Source organism: Streptomyces sp. NPDC002076, from assembly GCF_053593835.1.
This window is the reverse complement of the sequence record NZ_JBSFDI010000008.1, coordinates 127765-146392: the sequence shown is the minus strand read 5'-3', so window position 1 is coordinate 146392 and position 18628 is coordinate 127765. Positions and strand designations below refer to the sequence as shown.

The 18628-nt window shown below is 72.1% G+C and carries 15 protein-coding genes; 13 read left to right on the top strand and 2 right to left on the bottom strand.

The features are described from left to right. Positions 1 to 15: 15 nt before the first annotated feature. The 9 genes from ACWCQS_RS18990 (at position 16) to ACWCQS_RS18950 (ending at position 11807) form a co-directional block, all read left to right on the top strand. The gene (locus ACWCQS_RS18990) at positions 16 to 810 is read left to right on the top strand and encodes a TIGR03084 family metal-binding protein (protein ID WP_451005467.1); all 795 of its coding nucleotides are present in this window, start codon (positions 16 to 18) and stop codon (positions 808 to 810) included. Further along, positions 807 to 2483, top strand: a complete 1677-nt coding sequence (locus ACWCQS_RS18985) for an acyclic terpene utilization AtuA family protein (RefSeq protein WP_451005466.1) — start codon at positions 807 to 809, stop codon at positions 2481 to 2483. The genes ACWCQS_RS18990 and ACWCQS_RS18985 overlap by 4 nt, the downstream gene beginning before the upstream one ends. Then, entirely contained in the window at positions 2480 to 4078 is a 1599-nt protein-coding gene (locus ACWCQS_RS18980; protein ID WP_451005465.1) for an acyl-CoA carboxylase subunit beta, read from the top strand. The genes ACWCQS_RS18985 and ACWCQS_RS18980 overlap by 4 nt, the downstream gene beginning before the upstream one ends. 8 nt (positions 4079 to 4086) lie before the next feature. Continuing rightward, entirely contained in the window at positions 4087 to 5940 is a 1854-nt protein-coding gene (locus ACWCQS_RS18975; protein ID WP_451005464.1) for an acetyl/propionyl/methylcrotonyl-CoA carboxylase subunit alpha, read from the top strand. A gap of 7 nt (positions 5941 to 5947) precedes the next feature. Then, positions 5948 to 7108 (top strand): acyl-CoA dehydrogenase family protein, encoded by a 1161-nt coding sequence (locus tag ACWCQS_RS18970; RefSeq protein WP_451005463.1) that lies wholly within the window; start codon positions 5948 to 5950, stop codon positions 7106 to 7108. Between the two features lie 29 nt (positions 7109 to 7137). Next, positions 7138 to 8709 (top strand): 4-coumarate--CoA ligase family protein, encoded by a 1572-nt coding sequence (locus ACWCQS_RS18965; RefSeq protein WP_451005462.1) that lies wholly within the window; start codon positions 7138 to 7140, stop codon positions 8707 to 8709. After that, positions 8706 to 9440, top strand: a complete 735-nt coding sequence (locus ACWCQS_RS18960) for an enoyl-CoA hydratase family protein (RefSeq protein ID WP_451005461.1) — start codon at positions 8706 to 8708, stop codon at positions 9438 to 9440. Before ACWCQS_RS18965 ends, ACWCQS_RS18960 begins: the two co-directional genes overlap by 4 nt. A gap of 4 nt (positions 9441 to 9444) precedes the next feature. Further along, complete coding sequence (locus ACWCQS_RS18955; RefSeq protein WP_451005460.1) at positions 9445 to 10065, top strand: TetR/AcrR family transcriptional regulator; 621 nt, start codon at positions 9445 to 9447, stop codon at positions 10063 to 10065. Between the two features lie 695 nt (positions 10066 to 10760). Then, positions 10761 to 11807 carry an isopenicillin N synthase family dioxygenase gene (locus tag ACWCQS_RS18950; RefSeq protein ID WP_451005459.1) on the top strand — a complete coding sequence of 349 codons (1047 nt, stop codon included), beginning with the start codon at positions 10761 to 10763 and terminating at the stop codon, positions 11805 to 11807. A gap of 52 nt (positions 11808 to 11859) precedes the next feature. Here ACWCQS_RS18950 and ACWCQS_RS18945 read toward each other — a convergent pair whose 3' ends face one another. After that, positions 11860 to 12960: a citrate synthase 2 gene (locus ACWCQS_RS18945; protein WP_451005458.1), complete on the bottom strand. Its 1101-nt coding sequence runs from the start codon at positions 12958 to 12960 to the stop codon at positions 11860 to 11862. A gap of 165 nt (positions 12961 to 13125) precedes the next feature. Between ACWCQS_RS18945 and pdxH the strand changes: the two genes are divergently transcribed. After that, on the top strand, positions 13126 to 13812 hold the full coding sequence (gene pdxH / locus ACWCQS_RS18940) for a pyridoxamine 5'-phosphate oxidase (RefSeq protein ID WP_451005457.1): 687 nt from the start codon (positions 13126 to 13128) through the stop codon (positions 13810 to 13812). 384 nt (positions 13813 to 14196) lie between these two features. Further along, the gene (locus ACWCQS_RS18935; RefSeq protein WP_451005456.1) at positions 14197 to 14952 is read left to right on the top strand and encodes an SIS domain-containing protein; all 756 of its coding nucleotides are present in this window, start codon (positions 14197 to 14199) and stop codon (positions 14950 to 14952) included. A gap of 12 nt (positions 14953 to 14964) precedes the next feature. Here ACWCQS_RS18935 and ACWCQS_RS18930 read toward each other — a convergent pair whose 3' ends face one another. Next, a complete protein-coding gene (locus ACWCQS_RS18930) occupies positions 14965 to 16404 on the bottom strand; it encodes a PAS domain-containing protein (RefSeq protein WP_451005455.1) in 1440 nt (479 codons plus the stop codon). A 258-nt stretch (positions 16405 to 16662) separates the two neighbouring features. Between ACWCQS_RS18930 and ACWCQS_RS18925 the strand changes: the two genes are divergently transcribed. Both ACWCQS_RS18925 and ACWCQS_RS18920 read left to right on the top strand, forming a co-directional pair. Further along, a complete protein-coding gene (locus ACWCQS_RS18925) occupies positions 16663 to 17355 on the top strand; it encodes a metal-dependent transcriptional regulator (protein WP_383025050.1) in 693 nt (230 codons plus the stop codon). A 367-nt stretch (positions 17356 to 17722) separates the two neighbouring features. Continuing rightward, on the top strand, positions 17723 to 18622 hold the full coding sequence (locus ACWCQS_RS18920) for an alpha/beta fold hydrolase (protein ID WP_451005454.1): 900 nt from the start codon (positions 17723 to 17725) through the stop codon (positions 18620 to 18622). Positions 18623 to 18628: the final 6 nt, after the last annotated feature.

The window sequence follows — 18628 nt, the reverse complement described above, 5'->3', positions numbered from 1 at the left end:
TGCCATGCTCCCCCCATGGCCGACCCGACGCCCGTCATCGACGACCTGCGTGCCGAGAGCGAGGAACTCGACCTGCTTGTGGCCGAGTTGAGCCCCGAGCAGTGGGCACTGCCCACCCCCGCCCCCGGCTGGACCCTCGCCCACCAGATCGCCCATCTCGCCTGGACCGACCGCTCGGCCCTGCTCGCCGTCACCGACGCGGACGCCTTCCAGGCGCTGGTGGAGAAGGCGCTCGCCGCCCCCGACTCCTTCGTGGACGAGGGCGCGGAGGAGGGCGCCCGGCTCGTGCCCGGCGAGCTGCTGTCGGCCTGGCGTGAGGGGCGCACCGCCCTCGACCAGGCCCTGCGCGCCGCACCGCCCGGCGCCCGTTTCCCCTGGTACGGCCCGCCGATGTCGGCCGCCTCCATGGCCACCGCCCGCCTCATGGAGACCTGGGCCCACGGCCTGGACATCGCCGACGCCCTGGATGTGGTGCGCCCACCCACCGACCGGCTCAGGCATGTGGCCCGACTCGGGGTGCGGACACGCGACTTCGCCTACACCGTCCACCAGCTCACCCCTCCCGCCGAAGAGTTCCGCGTCGAACTCACCGCACCGACGGGGGAGACGTGGGCATACGGCCCCGAGAACGCCCCGCAACGCGTCACCGGCCCCGCTCTCGACTTCTGCCTCCTCGTCACCCAGCGCGCCCACCGCGCCGACCTCGCCCTGACCGCCGTCGGCCCGGACGCCGACCGCTGGCTGGACATCGCCCAGGCCTTCGCGGGCCCGCCCGGCGGCGGCCGCCCGCCGAAGGAGGACCCGGCGTGACCGGCCTGCGCATCGGCAACTTCTCCGGCTTCTACGGCGACCGCACGAGCGCCCTGCGCGAGATGCTGACCGGCGGCGAGGTCGACGTCCTCACCGGCGACTACCTCGCCGAACTCACCATGCTGATCCTCGCCCGCGACCGGCTGAAGGACCCCGGCGCCGGTTACGCCCGCACCTTCCCGCGCCAGCTGGAGGGCTGCCTCGGCCTCGCCCACGAGCGCGGGGTGAAGATCGTCACCAACGCGGGCGGGCTCAATCCGGCCGGACTCGCCGACGCCGTACGGGAGTTGGCCGGCCGTCTCGGCATCCCGGCCCGTGTCGCGCACGTCGAGGGCGACGACCTCACCGCCTCCCACCCCGGCGCCCTCGCCGCCCACGCCTACCTCGGCGGCTTCGGTATCGCCGAGTGTCTGCGGGCCGGTGCGGACATCGTCGTCACCGGGCGCGTGACCGACGCGGCCCTGGTCACCGGGCCCGCCGCCGCCCACTTCGGGTGGGCGCGAGCGGACCACGACCGGCTCGCGGGGGCTGTCGTCGCCGGGCATGTGCTGGAGTGCGGGACGCAGGCCACCGGCGGGAACTACGCGTTCTTCCGGGAGGGGGACGTACGCCGGCCCGGCTTCCCGCTCGCCGAGATCCACGCCGACGGCAGCAGTGTCATCACCAAGCACCCCGGTACCGGCGGCCTGGTCGACGTCGGCACGGTCACCGCGCAGCTGCTGTACGAGACCGGTGGCGGCCGGTACGCCGGCCCCGATGTCACCGCCCGGCTGGACACCGTACGGCTGAGCCAGGACGGGCCGGACCGGGTGCGGATCGAGGGCGTGCGCGGCGAGGCACCGCCGCCGGCCCTGAAAGTCGGCCTCAACCGGCTCGCCGGCTTCCGCAACGAGGTCGCCTTCGTCCTCACCGGACTCGACATCGAGGCGAAGGCCGGGCTGGTGCGGGCGCAGCTCTCCGACGCGCTCGCCAAGTCGCCGCCCGCCGAGGTCCGCTGGGAACTCGTGCGCACCGACCGGGCCGACGCCGACACCGAGGAGACGGCGAGCGCCCTGCTGCGGCTCGTCGTACGGGACGCGGACGAGCGGGTCGTCGGGCGGGCGCTGAGCGGCGCCGCCGTGGAACTGGCGCTGGCCAGCTACCCGGGCTTCCATGTGCTCTCCCCACCAGGGAAGGGCTCGCCTTATGGGGTCTTCGAGGATGTGTACGTCCCCCATGGCGCCGTCGACCATATAGCCGTCCTCCACGACGGACGGCGTGTCCCCGTGGCACCGCCCCAGGAGACCCGGTCCCTGGACGCCGTACCGGAACCCGCCCTCCCCGATCCCCTTCCGCCCGGGCCGACCCGCCGCGCACCCCTCGGCCTGGTCGCCGGGGCCCGCAGCGGGGACAAGGGCGGGAACGCCAATGTCGGCGTCTGGGCGCGCAGTGACGAAGCCTGGCGGTGGCTCGCGCACGAGCTGACCGCCGAAAGGTTCCGGCAACTGATCCCCGAGAGCCGGGACCTGCCCGTCGTCCGGCATCTGCTGCCGAACCTCCGCGCGGTCAACTTCGTCGTCGAGGGCATCCTCGGCGCGGGCGTCGCCGCGCAGGCCCGCTTCGACCCGCAGGCCAAGGCCCTCGGCGAATGGCTGCGCTCCCGCCACCTGGACATCCCGGAGGCCCTCCTGTGACCACCCTGACCTCGGCCCTGGACCCGGCCGGCCCCGACTACCGGGCCAATCGCGAGGCCATGCTCGCCAGGCTCGCCGAACTGGACGCCGAGCACGCCAAGGCGCTCGCGGGCGGCGGCGAGAAGTACGTCCAACGGCACCGGAAGCGCGGCAAGTTGCTCGCACGGGAGCGGATCGAGCTGCTCCTCGACCCGGACACGCCCTTCCTGGAGCTGTCCCCGCTGGCCGCCTGGGGGAGTGACTACACGGTCGGCGCCTCGATCGTCACCGGCATCGGCGTGGTCGAGGGCGTGGAGTGCCTGATCACCGCCAACGACCCGACCGTGCGCGGCGGCGCGAGCAACCCGTGGAGCCTGAAGAAGGCCCTGCGGGCGAACGACATCGCGCTCGCCAACCGGCTGCCCTGCATCAGCCTGGTGGAGTCGGGAGGGGCCGACCTGCCGTCCCAGAAGGAGATCTTCATCCCGGGCGGCGCCATCTTCCGTGACCTCACCCGCCTCTCCGCCGCCGGTATCCCGACCGTCGCCGTCGTCTTCGGCAACTCGACCGCCGGCGGCGCCTACATCCCCGGCATGTCCGACCACGTGATCATGGTCAAGGAGCGGGCGAAGGTCTTCCTCGGCGGGCCCCCGCTGGTGAAGATGGCCACCGGCGAGGAGAGCGACGACGAGTCCCTGGGCGGCGCCGAGATGCACGCGCGTGTGTCGGGCCTCGCCGACTACTTCGCCGTCGACGAGCCGGATGCCCTGCGCCAGGCCCGCCGGGTGGTGGCCCGGCTGGGCCACCGCAAGGCGTACCCGGATCCCGGCCCCGCCGAGCCGCCCAAGTACGACCCGGAGGAACTGCTGGGCATCGTCCCCGGCGATCTGAAGATCCCCTTCGACCCACGCGAGGTCATCGCCCGGATCGTCGACGCCTCCGACTTCGACGAGTTCAAGCCGCTGTACGGGACCAGTCTGGTCACCGGTTGGGCCGCCCTGCACGGATATCCGGTCGGCATCCTGGCCAACGCGCAGGGCGTGCTCTTCAGCGCGGAGTCGCAGAAGGCCGCCCAGTTCATCCAGCTCGCCAACCAGCGCGACATACCGCTGCTCTTCCTGCACAACACCACCGGCTACATGGTGGGCAAGGAGTACGAGCAGGGCGGGATCATCAAGCACGGCTCGATGATGATCAACGCGGTCAGCAACAGCAGGGTCCCGCACCTGTCCGTGCTGATGGGGGCGTCGTACGGCGCCGGGCACTACGGCATGTGCGGGCGCGCGTACGACCCCCGGTTCCTGTTCGCCTGGCCGAGCGCCAAGTCCGCCGTGATGGGGCCGCAGCAGCTCGCGGGCGTGCTGTCGATCGTCGCCCGCCAGTCGGCGGCGGCGAAGGGGCAGCCGTACGACGAGGACGCGGACGCCGCCCTGCGCGCCATGGTGGAGCAGCAGATCGAGTCCGAGTCGCTGCCGATGTTCCTGTCCGGGCGGCTGTACGACGACGGGGTCATCGACCCGCGCGACACCCGCACCGTCCTCGGCCTGTGCCTGTCCGCCCTCCACACCGCGCCCTACGAGGGCGCGCGCGGCGGCTTCGGCGTCTTCCGGATGTGAGGGATCACGTGATTTCGACTCTGCTCGTCGCCAACCGGGGCGAGATCGCCTGCCGGATCTTCCGCACCTGCCGTGAGTTGGGAATCCGGACGGTCGCCGTGCACTCGGACGCGGACGAGAACGCGCTCCACGCGCGCGTGGCCGACACGGCGGTACGGCTGCCGGGCGCGGCGCCCGCCGAGACGTATCTGCGCGGCGATCTGATCGTGAAGGCGGCCCTCGCCGCCGGCGCGGACGCCGTGCACCCCGGCTACGGCTTCCTCTCCGAGAACCCCGACTTCGCCCGCGCCGTGCTCGATGCCGGCCTGACCTGGATCGGCCCGCCGCCGGAGGCCATCGAGGCGATGGCGTCCAAGACCCGCGCGAAGGACCTGATGGGTCTCACGCCCCTCGACGCGGCGGAGGTCACGGAGGCCGATCTGCCGGTGCTGGTGAAGGCGGCCGCCGGCGGTGGGGGGCGCGGGATGCGGATCGTGCGCCGTCTGGAGGAGTTGAGCGCCGCACTGGAGAGCGCGCGCGCCGAGGCCGCAAGCGCCTTCGGTGACGGCGAGGTGTTCATCGAGCCCTACCTGGAGCACGGCCGCCATGTCGAGGTGCAGATCCTCGCCGACACCCACGGCACGATCTGGCCCCTCGGCACCCGCGACTGCTCCCTCCAGCGCCGCCACCAGAAGGTCATCGAGGAGGCCCCGGCGCCCGGCCTCTCCGAGGGGGTCACAGAGGATCTGTACGCGCTGGCCGTGCAGGCCGCGTGCGCCGTCGCCTACGTCGGCGCCGGCACCGTCGAGTTCCTGGTCTCCGACGGCCGCGCGCACTTCCTGGAGATGAACACCCGCCTCCAGGTCGAACACCCCGTGACGGAGGAGGCGTTCGGCATCGACCTGGTCGCCGAACAGATCCGGATCGCGGAGGGCGGGGCCCTGGAAAAGGACCCGCCACGCGCGCGTGGTCACGCGATCGAGGCCCGCCTGTACGCCGAGGACCCCGCCCACGACTGGTCCCCGCAGACCGGCACCCTGCACCACCTCGCCGTACCGTCCGGCGTCCGCCTGGACACCGGCTACACCGACGGCGACACCATCGGCGTCCACTACGACCCGATGCTCGCCAAGGTCGTCGCCCACGCAGCCACCCGCGCGGAGGCGATCCGCAGGCTCGCCGGCGCACTGGAGCGCGCGGAGATCCACGGCCCGGTCACCAACCGCGACCTTCTGGTCCGCTCCCTGCGCCACGAGGAGTTCACCGGCGGCGGCATGGACACCGGCTTCTACGACCGCCACCTCTCCGCACTGACCGAGCCCGTCCCCGACCCGTACGCCCCTCTCGCCGCCGCCCTCGCCGACGCCCACGGCCGCTCCCGCTTCGGCGGCTGGCGCAACCTGCCCTCACAGCCGCAGGTGAAGCGGTACGCGGTGGCGGGGGAGGAGCAGGAGGTCCGCTACCGGCACACGAGAGAGGGCCTGGCGGCGGACGGGGTACGGGTCGTGCACGCCGACGAGCGCGTGGTCGTCCTCGAAGTGGACGGTGTGGAACGGAAGTTCGTGATCAGCCGCTATGGCGACGAGGTCTACGTGGGCACCACCCGCCTCACCGCCCTGCCCCGCTTCCCCGACCCCACCGCCCAGCTCGCCCCCGGTTCCCTGCTCGCGCCGATGCCGGGCACGGTCGTCCGCGTCGCCGATGGCCTGGCGGAGGGGGCAGCGGTTCAGGCCGGTCAGGGCCTCATCTGGCTGGAGGCGATGAAGATGCAGCACCAGATCTCGGCGCCGGTCACCGGAACCCTGACCGCGCTGCATGCCAGGACCGGCCAGCAGGTGGAACCCGGAACGCTGCTCGCCGTAGTGCAGGAAACCTCTTCTTAGGAGCCTCATGTCTCCCGTCATCGAAACCGAAGAGCACAAAGCCCTCCGCTCAGCGGTAGCCGCCCTCGGCAAGCGCTACGGACGCGAATACCTCGTCCAGACGGTCGCCGCAGGCAAAGCCCCGACCGAACTCTGGTCCGAGGCCGGAAAGCTCGGCTACCTCGGCGTCAACCTGCCGGAGGCCTACGGCGGCGGAGGCGGTGGCATCGCCGAACTCTCGGTAGTCCTGGAAGAGTTGGGTGCCGCGGGCGCACCCCTGCTCATGCTCGTCGTGTCCCCGGCCATCTGCGGAACGGTCATCTCCCGCTTCGGCACAGAGGCCCAGAAACAGACCTGGCTCCCCGGAATCGCCGACGGCACCCGTCTCATGGCCTTCGGCATCACCGAACCCGACGCCGGCTCCAACAGCCACCGCATCACCACCACCGCCCGCCGCGACGGCACCGACTGGCTGCTCACCGGCCGCAAGGTCTTCATCTCCGGTGTCGACATGGCCGACGCCGTCCTGATCGTCGGCCGTACCGAGGACGCCCGCACCGGACGCCTCAAGCCCTGCCTGTTCATCGTCCCGACCGACGCCGAGGGCTTCCAGAAACGGCCGATCGACATGGAACTGGCCGCCGCCGAGAAGCAGTTCGAGCTGGTCCTGGACGACGTGCGGCTGCCCGCCGACGCGCTCGTCGGCGACGAGGACGCCGGTCTGCTGCAACTGTTCGCCGGACTCAACCCCGAGCGGATCATGACCGCCGCGTTCGCCATCGGGATGGGCCGGTACGCGCTCGCCAAGGCGATCGAGTACGCCCGTGACCGTACCGTCTGGAAGTCCCCGATCGGCGCCCACCAGGCCATCGCCCACCCCCTGGCGCAGGCCCACATCGACCTGGAGCTGGCCCGGCTGATGATGCAGAAGGCGGCCCACCTCTACGACTCCGGTGACGACATCGGCGCGGGCGAGGCCGCCAACATGGCCAAGTACGCGGCCGGGGAGGCCTGCGTGAAGGCCGTCGACCAGGCCGTGCACACCCTCGGCGGCAACGGGCTCACGCGCGAGTTCGGGCTCGCCTCGCTGATAACGGCCGCACGCGTGGCTCGTATTGCCCCGGTGAGCCGCGAGATGATTCTCAACTACGTCTCCCATCAGACGCTGGGCCTGCCCAAGTCGTACTAGGCGACCGCGCCGACCGCCCTGGAGGAACCGTGTTCCGCAGCGAGTACGCAGACGTCCCGCCCGTAGCACTCCCCATCCACGAGGCCGTCCTGGGCCGCGCCGCCGAGTTCGGCGAACGCCCCGCCCTCATCGACGGCACGGACGGCACCACGCTCACGTACGAGCAGCTGGACCGGTTCCACCGGCGCGTCGCCGCCGGTCTCGCCGACGCGGGCGTCCGCAAGGGCGACGTCCTCGCCCTGCACAGCCCCAACACCATCGCCTTCCCGACCGCCTTCTACGCGGCCACACGCGCGGGCGCCTCCGTCACCACGGTGCACCCGCTCGCCACGCCCGAGGAGTTCGCGGGGCAGCTCGGCGACAGCGGCGCCCACTGGATCGTCACCGTCTCACCCCTGCTGGAGACGGCCCGCCGCGCCGCCGAACTCTCCGGCGGCGTACGGGAGATCTTCGTGTGCGACAGCGCGCCCGGGCACCGGTCGCTCATCGACATGCTCGCCACGACCGCACCCGAGCCGCAGCACGCCTTCGACCCCGCCGAGGACATCGCCGCGCTGCCGTACTCCTCCGGCACCACCGGCATCCCCAAGGGCGTGATGCTCACCCACCGGCAGATCGCCACCAACCTCGCCCAACTGGAACCCGCCGTCCCGGCCACCCCCGGCGACCGCATCCTCGCCGTCCTGCCCTTCTTCCACATCTACGGCCTCACCGCCCTCATGAACGCCCCCCTGCGCAAGGGCGCCACGGTCGTCGTCCTGCCCCGCTTCGACCTGGAGACCTTCCTCGCGGCCATCGAGACCCACCGCATCACCGGCCTGTACGTCGCCCCGCCGATCGTCCTCGCCCTCGCCAAGCACCCGGCGGTCGCCCGCTACGACCTCTCCTCCCTGAAGTACGTCCTCAGTGCCGCCGCCCCGCTGGACGCCCACCTCGCCCGCGCCTGCGCACAGCGGCTCGGCCTGCCCCCGATAGGCCAGGCCTACGGCATGACCGAACTGTCCCCCGGCACCCACGTCGTCCCCCTCGACCGGCTGCACGACGCCCCCGCCGGCACCGTCGGCAGGCTCATCGCCGGCACCGAGATGCGGATCGTCTCCCTGGACGACCCCGACAAGGACCTCGGCACCGGCGAGCGCGGCGAGATCCTGATCCGCGGCCCCCAGGTGATGAAGGGCTACCTCGGCCGCCCCGACGCCACCGCCGCGCTGATCGACGCCGACGGCTGGCTGCACACCGGGGACGTGGGACACGTCGACGAGGACGGCTGGCTCTTCGTCGTGGACCGGGTCAAGGAACTCATCAAGTACAAGGGCTTCCAGGTGGCCCCCGCTGAACTGGAGGCCCTGCTGCTCACCCATCCCGGCATCGCCGACGCCGCCGTCATCGGCAGCTACAACGACGACGGCAACGAGGTCCCGCACGCCTTCGTCGTCCGCCGGGCGGACGCCGCCGAGGAACTGACGGAGAACGAGATCATGCTGTACGTCGCCGAACGGGTGGCACCCTACAAACGGGTCCGCCAGGTCACCTTCATCGACACCGTCCCCCGCGCCGCCTCCGGCAAGATCCTGCGCCGGGAACTGAGGGAGCTGCCGTGACGCCGATCAGCCGTACACGCGCGCGTGCCGTCGAAACCCTCAGCCTCGACTCCACCGACACCCGCAACGCCCTCTCCGCGGCCCTGGTCTCCGGCCTCGCCGAGGCCCTCACCGAGTGCGGCAAGGACCCCGACGTACGCGCCGTCGTCCTCACCCACACCGGCAACACCTTCTGCGCCGGCGCCGACCTGCGCGACCCGCCCGACCCCGAGGCCCTGGTGGCCCTGCTCCGGCAGATCGTCGAACTGCCCAAACCGGTCGTCGCCCGCATCACCGGACACGTCCGCGCGGGCGGCCTCGGCCTGCTCGCCGCCTGCGACATCGCCGCCGCCTCCACCACGGCCACCTTCGCCTTCACCGAAGTCCGCATCGGCGTCGCACCCGCGGTGATCTCCCTACCGGTGATCCCCCGCGCCGACCAGCGCACCCTGGCCCGCTACTACCTCACCGGGGAACGCTTCGACCCGCGCGAGGCCGTACGCGCCGGACTCGTCACCGTCACCGGCGACGACGTCGACGACGCCCTCGCCCCGATCCTCGACGGACTGCGCCAGTCCTCACCCCAGGCCCTGGCCGAGACGAAACGGCTGCTCACGGCTAGGGTGCTGGAAACATTCGACCGGGACGCGGCGGACCTGACCGCCCTCTCGGCCCGGCTGTTCGCCTCCGACCAGGCCAAGGAGGGGATGACGGCCTTCCTGGAAAGACGGGACGCGGCATGGGTGGTGTGACCACATGAGCACGACAGCGGAACACGACCGCCTGTCCAGGGAACGCGACCGGGCGCCCAAGCAGGACCGCAGCCGGGCCACCCGGCAGCGGCTCCTGGAGGCCGCCGTGGCCTGCCTGGCCGAACACGGCTGGGCGGGCTCCACCGTCGCCGTCGTCGCCGAACGCGCCGGAGTCTCCCGCGGCGCCGCCCAGCACCACTTCCCGACCCGCGAGGACCTCTTCACGGCCGCCGTCGAATACGTCGCCGAAGAACGCTCCACCGCCCTCCGGGAACTCTTCCCGTCCGGCCCCGCCAACCGCCATGCCGTCGTCGCCGCCCTCGTCGACCTCTACACCGGACCCCTCTTCCGCGCCGCCCTCCACCTGTGGGTCGCCGCCTCCAACGAGGACCAGCTGCGCACCCGCGTGACCGAACTGGAGGCCCGCGTCGGCCGCGAGACCCACCGCATCGCCGTCGACCTCCTCGGCGCCGACGAGACCCGCCCCGGCGTCCGCGAAACCGTCCAGGGCCTCCTCGACATGGCCCGCGGCCTCGGCCTCGCCAACCTCCTCACCGACGACACCGCCCGCCGCGCCCGAGTCGTCGCCCAATGGGCCGACCTGCTGGAACAGGCCCTGGACTGAGCCGCTGTCAGTGGCGGCGGCGGGGGACCACGTTCGGACGATCGTCGACGTGGAGCCACCGCCGGTGCGCCGCGGCTCGTCGAGCGCACCGACCGATCCTTCGGCCACCACCTGCCCCGCCCGTACTGGGACCGGGCCGTCGACCCGGCAACTTCGACTCGAAACCGTCCGACGGCCCGACCGTCCACACCGGGCGCACGATCTTTTACGGCGGCCACGGCGAGCCCGAGTGGGTCCGCCGCCCCCGCTGCACGATCACCACCCGCCTCTACACCGACGAGTACGACCGGATGACGCGGCCTGGGAGCCGTACGGCACGGCCATGGACCGCTGGCACACGACCGGAGCGGCCGACGTCACCTGCCCCTGCCTGCGCCACGCCGGTCCCGCTCCCGGACCGGACCTGGGCCCACGACCACTTCGCATTCGCCCACCTGGGCTTGGGCAAGTTCTGACCCAGTGAAGCAGGCCACACCGGTATCCGGCACCGAGCAGTACCCTTGCCGCATGCTTCCGATGCTCGTTCGCCGCCGCCACGTGGACTACGTGCGCGTCACGAGCATGGGCTGTCGGCTTTCGGCCTGATTCAGCCTCTTTTCTCCCGCCTTCTTACGGCATCTTCTTACGGCACCCGGGGCGACGCCGCCCACACCCTCGGTGGCTTGCCCGTGGCCCACACACCCCGTGGACGCACCATGACGACGCACACCGCCTCGACGCACCCCACGACGACCCCGTCGTACGACCAGCTCCCCATCATCGACCTGTCGGCCGCCGACCGCGGCACCCAGGCCCGCGCCCTGCTCCACGCCCAGCTGCACAGCGCCGCCCACGACGTCGGCTTCTTCCAGCTCGTCGGACACGGCGTGACCCAGGCCGAGACGGACGCGCTGCTCACCGCCATGCGCGCCTTCTTCGCCCTCCCCGAAGCCGACCGGCTCGCCCTCGACAACGTGAACTCCCCGCACTTCCGCGGCTACACCCGCACCGGCGACGAACGCACCGCCGGCGCCCGCGACTGGCGCGACCAGCTCGACATAGGCGCCGAACGCCCCGCCCGCGTCCCGGCCCCCGGCGAACCCCCGTACTGGTGGCTCCAGGGCCCCAACCAGTGGCCCACCGCCCTCCCCGAACTCCGCACCGCCGCCCTCGCCTGGATCGACAGGCTCAGCACAGTGGCCGACCGCCTCCTGCACGAGCTCCTCGCCGCCATCGGCGCCCCCGCCGACTTCTACGACCCGGTCTTCGGCGCCCACGCCCACCCGCACCTCAAGCTCGTCCGCTACCCCGGCAGCGCCGGCGACGGCACCGACCAGGGCGTCGGCGCCCACAAGGACTACGGCTTCCTGACCCTGCTCCTCCAGGACACCGTCGGCGGCCTCCAGGTCCAGCGCGAGGACGGCCTCTTCCACGACGTCCCGCCCATCGAGGGCGCCTTCGTCGTCAACCTCGGCGAACTCCTGGAAGTCGCCACCAACGGCTACCTCGTCGCCACCAACCACCGCGTGGTCAGCCCGCCCGGCGCCACGGAACGCTTCTCCGTCCCGTTCTTCTACAACCCGCGCCTGGACGCCAGGGTCGAGCCCCTGCCCTTCCCGCACGCCTCCGAGGCCCCCGGCATCACCACCGACCCGGCGAACCCCCTGTACGCCGAGTACGGCTACAACGAACTCAAGGGCAAGCTGAGGGCACATCCGCTGGTCGCGGACAGGCACCATGCGGGTCTGCTTGCGGCAGCATGAAAATCGGGCCCGAAGGGCCCGATTTTCAGGGGCGCGGGGGGCTCAGTCCCTCTCAGTGGGCGATCTGCCCGTACCCCTCGACGTCCTCCGGCCGGCGCGGCCCCGGCCCCACATACCGGGCCGAGGGCCGCACCAGCCGTCCCGTCCGCTTCTGCTCGAGAATGTGCGCCGACCACCCGGCAGTCCGCGCGCACGTGAACATCGACGTGAACATGTGCGCCGGCACCTCGGCGAAGTCCAGCACGATCGCGGCCCAGAACTCCACGTTGGTGGCGAGCACCCGATCCGGCCGGCGGTTGTGCAACTCCTCCAGCGCGGCCTTCTCCAACGCCTCGGCGACCTCGAACCGCGGCGCGCCCAGCTCCCGCGCCGTACGCCGCAGCACCCGCGCCCGCGGATCCTCCGCCCGGTACACCCGGTGCCCGAACCCCATCAGCCGCTCACCCCGGTCCAGGGCCTGCCTGACGTACGCCTCCGCATCCCCCGTCCGCTCGATCTCCTCGATCATCCCGAGCACCCGCGAGGGCGCACCCCCGTGCAGCGGCCCGGACATCGCCCCGACCGCCCCCGACAGCGCGGCGGCGACATCCGCCCCGGTGGAGGCGATGACCCGCGCGGTGAAGGTCGAGGCGTTCATCCCGTGCTCGGCCGCGGACGTCCAATAGGCATCCACCGCGGCGACATGTTTCGGATCCGGCTCACCCCGCCACCGGATCATGAACCGCTCCACCACCGACCTGGCCTTGTCGATCTCCCGCTGCGGCACCATCGGCAGCGTCTGCCCGCGCGCCGACTGGGCGACGTACGACAGCGCCATCACGGCGGCCCGCGCCAGATCCTCCCGCGCCTGTCCCTCGTCGATGTCGAGCAGCGGCTTCAGCCCCCACACCGGCGCCAGCATGGCGAGCGCCGACTGCACGTCCACCCGGATGTCACCGGAGTGCACCGGGATCGGGAACGGCTCGGCGGGCGGCAGACCGGGATTGAACGCCCCGTCGACCAGCAGCCCCCACACGTTCCCGAACGAGACATGACCGACCAGATCCTCGATGTCGACGCCCCGGTACCGCAGGGCGCCACCCTCCTTGTCCGGCTCGGCGATCTCCGTCTCGAACGCGACGACTCCCTCGAGCCCGGGTACGAAATCGGACATCAGGCGGCTCCTTGAGATGGTTCGGCGGCGGTCACCCCGGTGATGCCCCGTTCGACCGGTGGTCACCCAACCGCAAGGGAACCAGCACCATAACCCCCGGTGCCAGACTTGGGGAGTCCGTACGACACTGAGTGCCAGTGGCGTTCGATACGGCAAGATGACCGCGTGACCGACCGCGACCCGCTCCTGGACCCCGCCCTCGACCCCGCCGCCATGCGCAAGCAGTACCGGGCGGAAGGCCTCGCCGAACAGGACCTCGCCGCGCACCCCATGGACCAGTTCGCCCGCTGGTTCGAGGACGCCGCCCGGGCAGCGCTGCACGGCACCGTCTACGAGCCCAACGCGATGGTCGTCTCGACGGCGGACGCAGCAGGCCGCCCCAGCTCGCGCACGGTCCTGATGAAGCAGTTCGACACCGAGGGCTTCGTCTTCTACACGAACTACGACTCCCGCAAGGCCCGCGACCTCGCGGAGAACCCGCACATCGCGCTGCTCTTCCCGTGGCACCCGCTGGCCCGCCAGGTCATCGTCACCGGCACCGCCCACCGCACCGGCCGCGACGAGACCGCCGCCTACTTCCGCACCCGCCCCCACGGCTCCCAGCTCGGCGCCTGGGCCAGCGCCCAGTCCACGGTGATCGCCTCCCGCACCGAACTGGACACCGCCTACGCCGACCTGCAGGCCCGCTACCCCGAGGACGAGCAGGTCCCGGTCCCACCGCACTGGGGCGGCTTCCGCATCACCCCGGAGACCGTCGAGTTCTGGCAGGGCCGCGTGAACCGCCTCCACGACCGCCTGCGCTACGTCGCCCAGCCGGGCGGCACCTGGAAGGTCGAGCGCCTCGCCCCCTGAAAGAACGGGGCCCGAAAACGCAGACGACCCGCGGGCTGGGTTCCTCGAGGAGGAGCCGGCCGGACGTACCGGCAGCCCGCGGGTCGGGTGACTGCTTGGGAATTGGGCCGGCTGCACGCGTCTGTCACGTGCTGGTCCGGCACCGCACTGGATGTGGTGGCGGACCGCTAGCCCGCAGCCACCTCACGCGTCCGGTTTTCATACATCTGCCGAACCACCTCCCTTCTCGTGTACCCCACACCTTAGGAAGGTGGGTGAAGGCGCTCAAGTGATTTTTTTCTGAGTCCCTGCCGGATGCGTCCGACAGGCCCGCGCCCGTATTGACACCGCGCTGGTCCAGACCGCACGGTGATCCGCGACACAGACGTTGCGAAGGGGCACCGCATGAGCGACGGCACGCCTGCCGACCTGTTCTTCGACGCCGCGATCGGCCTGCTGCAACGGGTCCGTGAGGAGGAGGCCGAGTCGATCGCCGCGGCCGGCACCCTGCTCGCGGACACCGTCGCCGCCGGCGGCCGACTGTTCGCCTTCGGCGCCGGGCACTCCTCGCTGGCCGCCCAGGACGTCGTCTACCGGGCCGGCGGACTCGCGCTGATGAACCTGCTCGCCGTGCCCGGTGTCGTCGGTGTCGACGTCACCCCGGCCACCCTCGGCTCCGCCCTCGAACGCGTCGACGGCCTCGCGAGCGCCGTCCTCGACACCTCACCGGTCCGCGCCGGCGACGCCCTGGTGATCATCTCCCTGTCCGGCCGCAACGCCCTGCCCGTGGAGATGGCCCTGAACGCCCGCGCCCTCGGCCTGAAGGTCATCGGCGTCACCTCGGTCGCGTACGCCGCGCAGACCAAGTCGCGGCACTCCTCCGGCACCTTCCTGAAGGACCACTGCGACATCGTCCTGGACTCGAAGATCGCCGTCGGTGACGCGGAGCTCACCCTGGACACCATCCCGGCGCCCTTCGCCCCCGCCTCCACGGTCGTCACCACCGCCCTGATGCAGGCCGTCATGGCGACCACCGCCGCCGCCCTCGCCGACCGGGGCATCGAACCCCCGCTCCTGCGCTCCGGCAACGTCGACGGCGGCCACGAGTGGAACGGCCGGGTGATGCGGGAGTACGGCGACCGGATCTTCTACCGGCGCTGAACCCCCGGCGAGCTACCGGGGGGCCCGCTTCTCCCGTACCGCGTCCGCCAGGTCCAGCGCCGCCGCGATGCGGACCGCCACGTCCTCGGCGTAGGCCGTGTCGGACCGTTCGAAGCGGCTGCGGCCGGAGCCGCGCAGGAAGGTCACCACGCCCAGCGTCCGCCCCCGGCTGCGCAGCACCGCGCACAGGGCGTGCACCGCGTCGCCGGGCCACTGCCGGGCCAGCGCCCACTCCCGCGCCCGCTGTTCCGGGACGGACCCGGCGTCCGCGCGCACGACCCCGGCCCGCTCGACGCACTGCAGCGCCGGATGGCCCGGCTCGTAGCGCACGGGCAGCCCGGCCGCGCCGGTGAGCAGGCTCGGTCCCGGCGCTCCGGCGGGCGTCGCGGCGAGCCGCACCAGTCGTACGGCCGCCGCCTCCTCGCCCTGCGAACCCTGCGCAGCCTCCGAACCCCGCGAACCCTCCGAGCGCGGTGCAGGCACCGCCCGGTCGATCAGCGCGTGGTCGGCGAAGCCGGCGAGGGCGAAGTCCAGGTGGACGGTGGCCGCCTCGGCCGGGTCCTCGCACTCGGCGGCGGCGCGCGCGGCCCGGTGCAGCTGGTTGCTGCGGAACCGCAGCAGGGCCGCCTCCTGTTCGCCCTGCTTGGCCTCGGTGACGTCCTGGAACAGCCAGCCGACGCCGAGCGGTACGGGTTCCTCCGCGAGCGGCGAGGCCAGCCGTACGAAGCCGCTGCGCCAGCAGCGCCGCTTCTCGCTCTCCCGGGTGCGCACGGTCACCCACATCTCGGCGGGCGCGGGCGGCGCGCCCTCGGCCAGCACATGGGTGAGCGCGGCCTCCAGTTCCTCCACGCCCTGTGCGAGCAGTTCGCCGAGCGGCCGGCCGAGTGCGGAGGTACGGCCGATGCCGAGCGCGCGGGCCGCGTGCGCGTTGACGACGGCGGGCCGCAGATCGGCGTCGATGAGGACGACTCCCCAGGCCGCGTCCTCGAACAGCGCCTCGCTCAGCGCGATCGACCGCTCCAGGTCGATCTGGGCGTGGACCTCGCTGAACGCGCAGTACAGCCCGGCGGGTTCTCCGTCGGGTCCGCGTACGGCGGCGGACTGGGTCCGTACGAGGACCCGCCCGCCGTCCTTGGTGACCAGCGCGAACTCGTGCACCTGCCGCCCGGGCGCGTGCATCGCCGACATCAGCCGGGCCTGCACCTCCTCGGCGTCGGCGCTGCGCACCGCCCATCCGGCGAACCCGTGCCGTCCCACCGCCTCGGCGGCCGTCCAGCCGAGGATGCGCTCGGCCTCCCGGTTCCAGTGCGTGACGACCCCGTCGGCGTCGAAGGCGCACAGTGCCGCGTCCATGCCGTCGAGCAGCGCGGCGAGCAGATCGGATCCCCCTGACTCACCGGGCTCGTCGGGCCCCAGCTCGTCGGTGGTCCCACTCCGCCGGGAAGCACTCACCTGGACCCCCTGGAGACTGCGTCGGCGCACATGCGGCGCACGGTTCGCTCAGTGCCCATCATTCAACTGGAACGTGACCCAGCCCACATCCTGTTCCCTCAAGATTGGCCCCGCAAGATTGAGACACGGGTCCCCGCGGCGGTCTCCCGTATCGGCCCGTTCCGCCGGAGGCCCCCGCTTGTCAGTCGGATCCGGCAGAATTGGTGCTAGGGCCAGCGCACGCGCCGGGCTGCCGGCAGAGGTAATCGAGGGGCACGTATGTCCGGACTGATCGACACCACGGAGATGTATCTCCGCACCATCCTCGAACTCGAAGAGGAAGGCGTCGTCCCCATGCGCGCCCGCATCGCGGAGCGGCTCGACCAGAGCGGGCCGACGGTGAGCCAGACGGTGGCGCGCATGGAGCGCGACGGGCTCGTGTCCGTCGCCAGCGACCGTCACCTGGAGCTGACCGAAGAGGGCCGCAGGCTGGCCACGCGCGTGATGCGCAAGCACCGGCTGGCCGAGTGTCTCCTCGTCGATGTGATCGGCCTGGAGTGGGAGCAGGTGCACGCGGAGGCCTGCCGCTGGGAGCACGTGATGAGCGAGGCCGTCGAGCGGCGCGTGCTGGAGCTGCTGCGGCATCCGACCGAGTCGCCGTACGGCAATCCGATCCCGGGGCTGGAGGAGCTGGGCGAGAAGGACGGCGCCGACCCGTTCCTGGACGAGGGCATGGTCTCGCTGGCGGACCTGGACGCGGGCACGGACGGCAAGACGGTCGTCGTCCGCCGTATCGGCGAGCCGATCCAGACGGACGCGCAGCTGATGTACACGCTGCGGCGCGCGGGTGTGCAGCCCGGTTCCGTGGTGAGTGTGACAGAGTCGGCCGGCGGTGTCCTGGTGGGCAGCGGCGGCGAGGCGGCCGAGCTGGAGGCGGATGTCGCCTCCCATGTGTTCGTCGCCAAGCGCTGAGCGGGAGAGGGCCCCGGCGCCTGGTGGCGCCGGGGCCTGTCCTCCCCTGTGCTGACCCGGAGCCCCGAGCTCTCAGGGTCATCCCCCGCGGACCGTTTTTCCCCGAGCGGTCCGCCTCTCGCCAGAAAAGATCCCCTCGGTGGCGGCGATCATGCCTTCAGGGGTGTCACTCGAAGGAGGGGTGTTGTCCCGCAGAAGCGCATTTTTCGAATAGGTATTCGATAGTCTGCGGCGGCAGGACGAGCGCGACGACAGCGCGAGACAGCACGACAGGCGCGACGACGAGCACGACAGCGACAGCAGCGAGTACGAGCGAGTACGGAAGTACACCGGTACGAGGCAGGCGGAGCTGGGGGGTGCCAGGCCGATGGCACGGCGTATCGACGTGACGGGAGCGGGTGGGGTGCGCCTCGCCGCCTGGGAGTTCGCCGACCCTCCCAAGCCGGCACTCGATCCGGTGGACGACCAGGGCGAGCGCGGGGCGGATGCGCCGCCCGGTGCGCCGGGCGTGCTGTTACTTCACGGCCTGATGGGCCGCGCCTCCCACTGGGCCTCCACCGCCCGCTGGCTCGCCGCACGCCACCGCGCCGTCGCCCTCGACCAGCGCGGACACGGCCAGAGCGAGAAGCCCTCACAGGCCGCCTACACCCGCGAGGCGTACGTCGAGGACGCCGAGGCCGCCCTCGAACAGCTCGGCCTCGGCCCGGCGCTCCTCATCGGCCACGCCATGGGCGCGCTGACCGCCTGGCAGCTCGCCGCGAAGCGTCCCGAACTGGTCCGGGGCCTGATCATCTGCGACATGCGGGCCTCCGCGCTGGGCGCCGCCTCGCAGCGGGAGTGGGCCGACTGGTTCAGGGCCTGGCCCGTTCCCTTCGCCACGCTGGCCGACGTACGCAAGTGGTTCGGTGAGGACGATCCCTGGGTGGAGCGGCCGAATGCCGCGCGCGGGGAGTTCTACGCCGAGGTGATGCACGAGGCCGCCGACGGCTGGCGGCCGGTGTTCGAGCCGGAGCAGATGCTCCGCTCCCGTGAGACCTGGGTGTACGACGCGCACTGGGAGGAGCTGGCCCAGGTGCGGTGCCCGACGCTGGTGGTGCGCGGGGTGGACGGGGAGCTGGGACGGGCGGAGGCGCAGGAGATGGTGCGGGTGCTTCCAGCTGGGGAGTACGCGGAGGTTTCCGATGCCGGGCATCTTGCGCACTATGAGCTGCCGTCGGCTTGGCGGGGGGCTGTCTCGCCGTTTCTCGATCGGGTGCTCGGGGACTGAACCGAC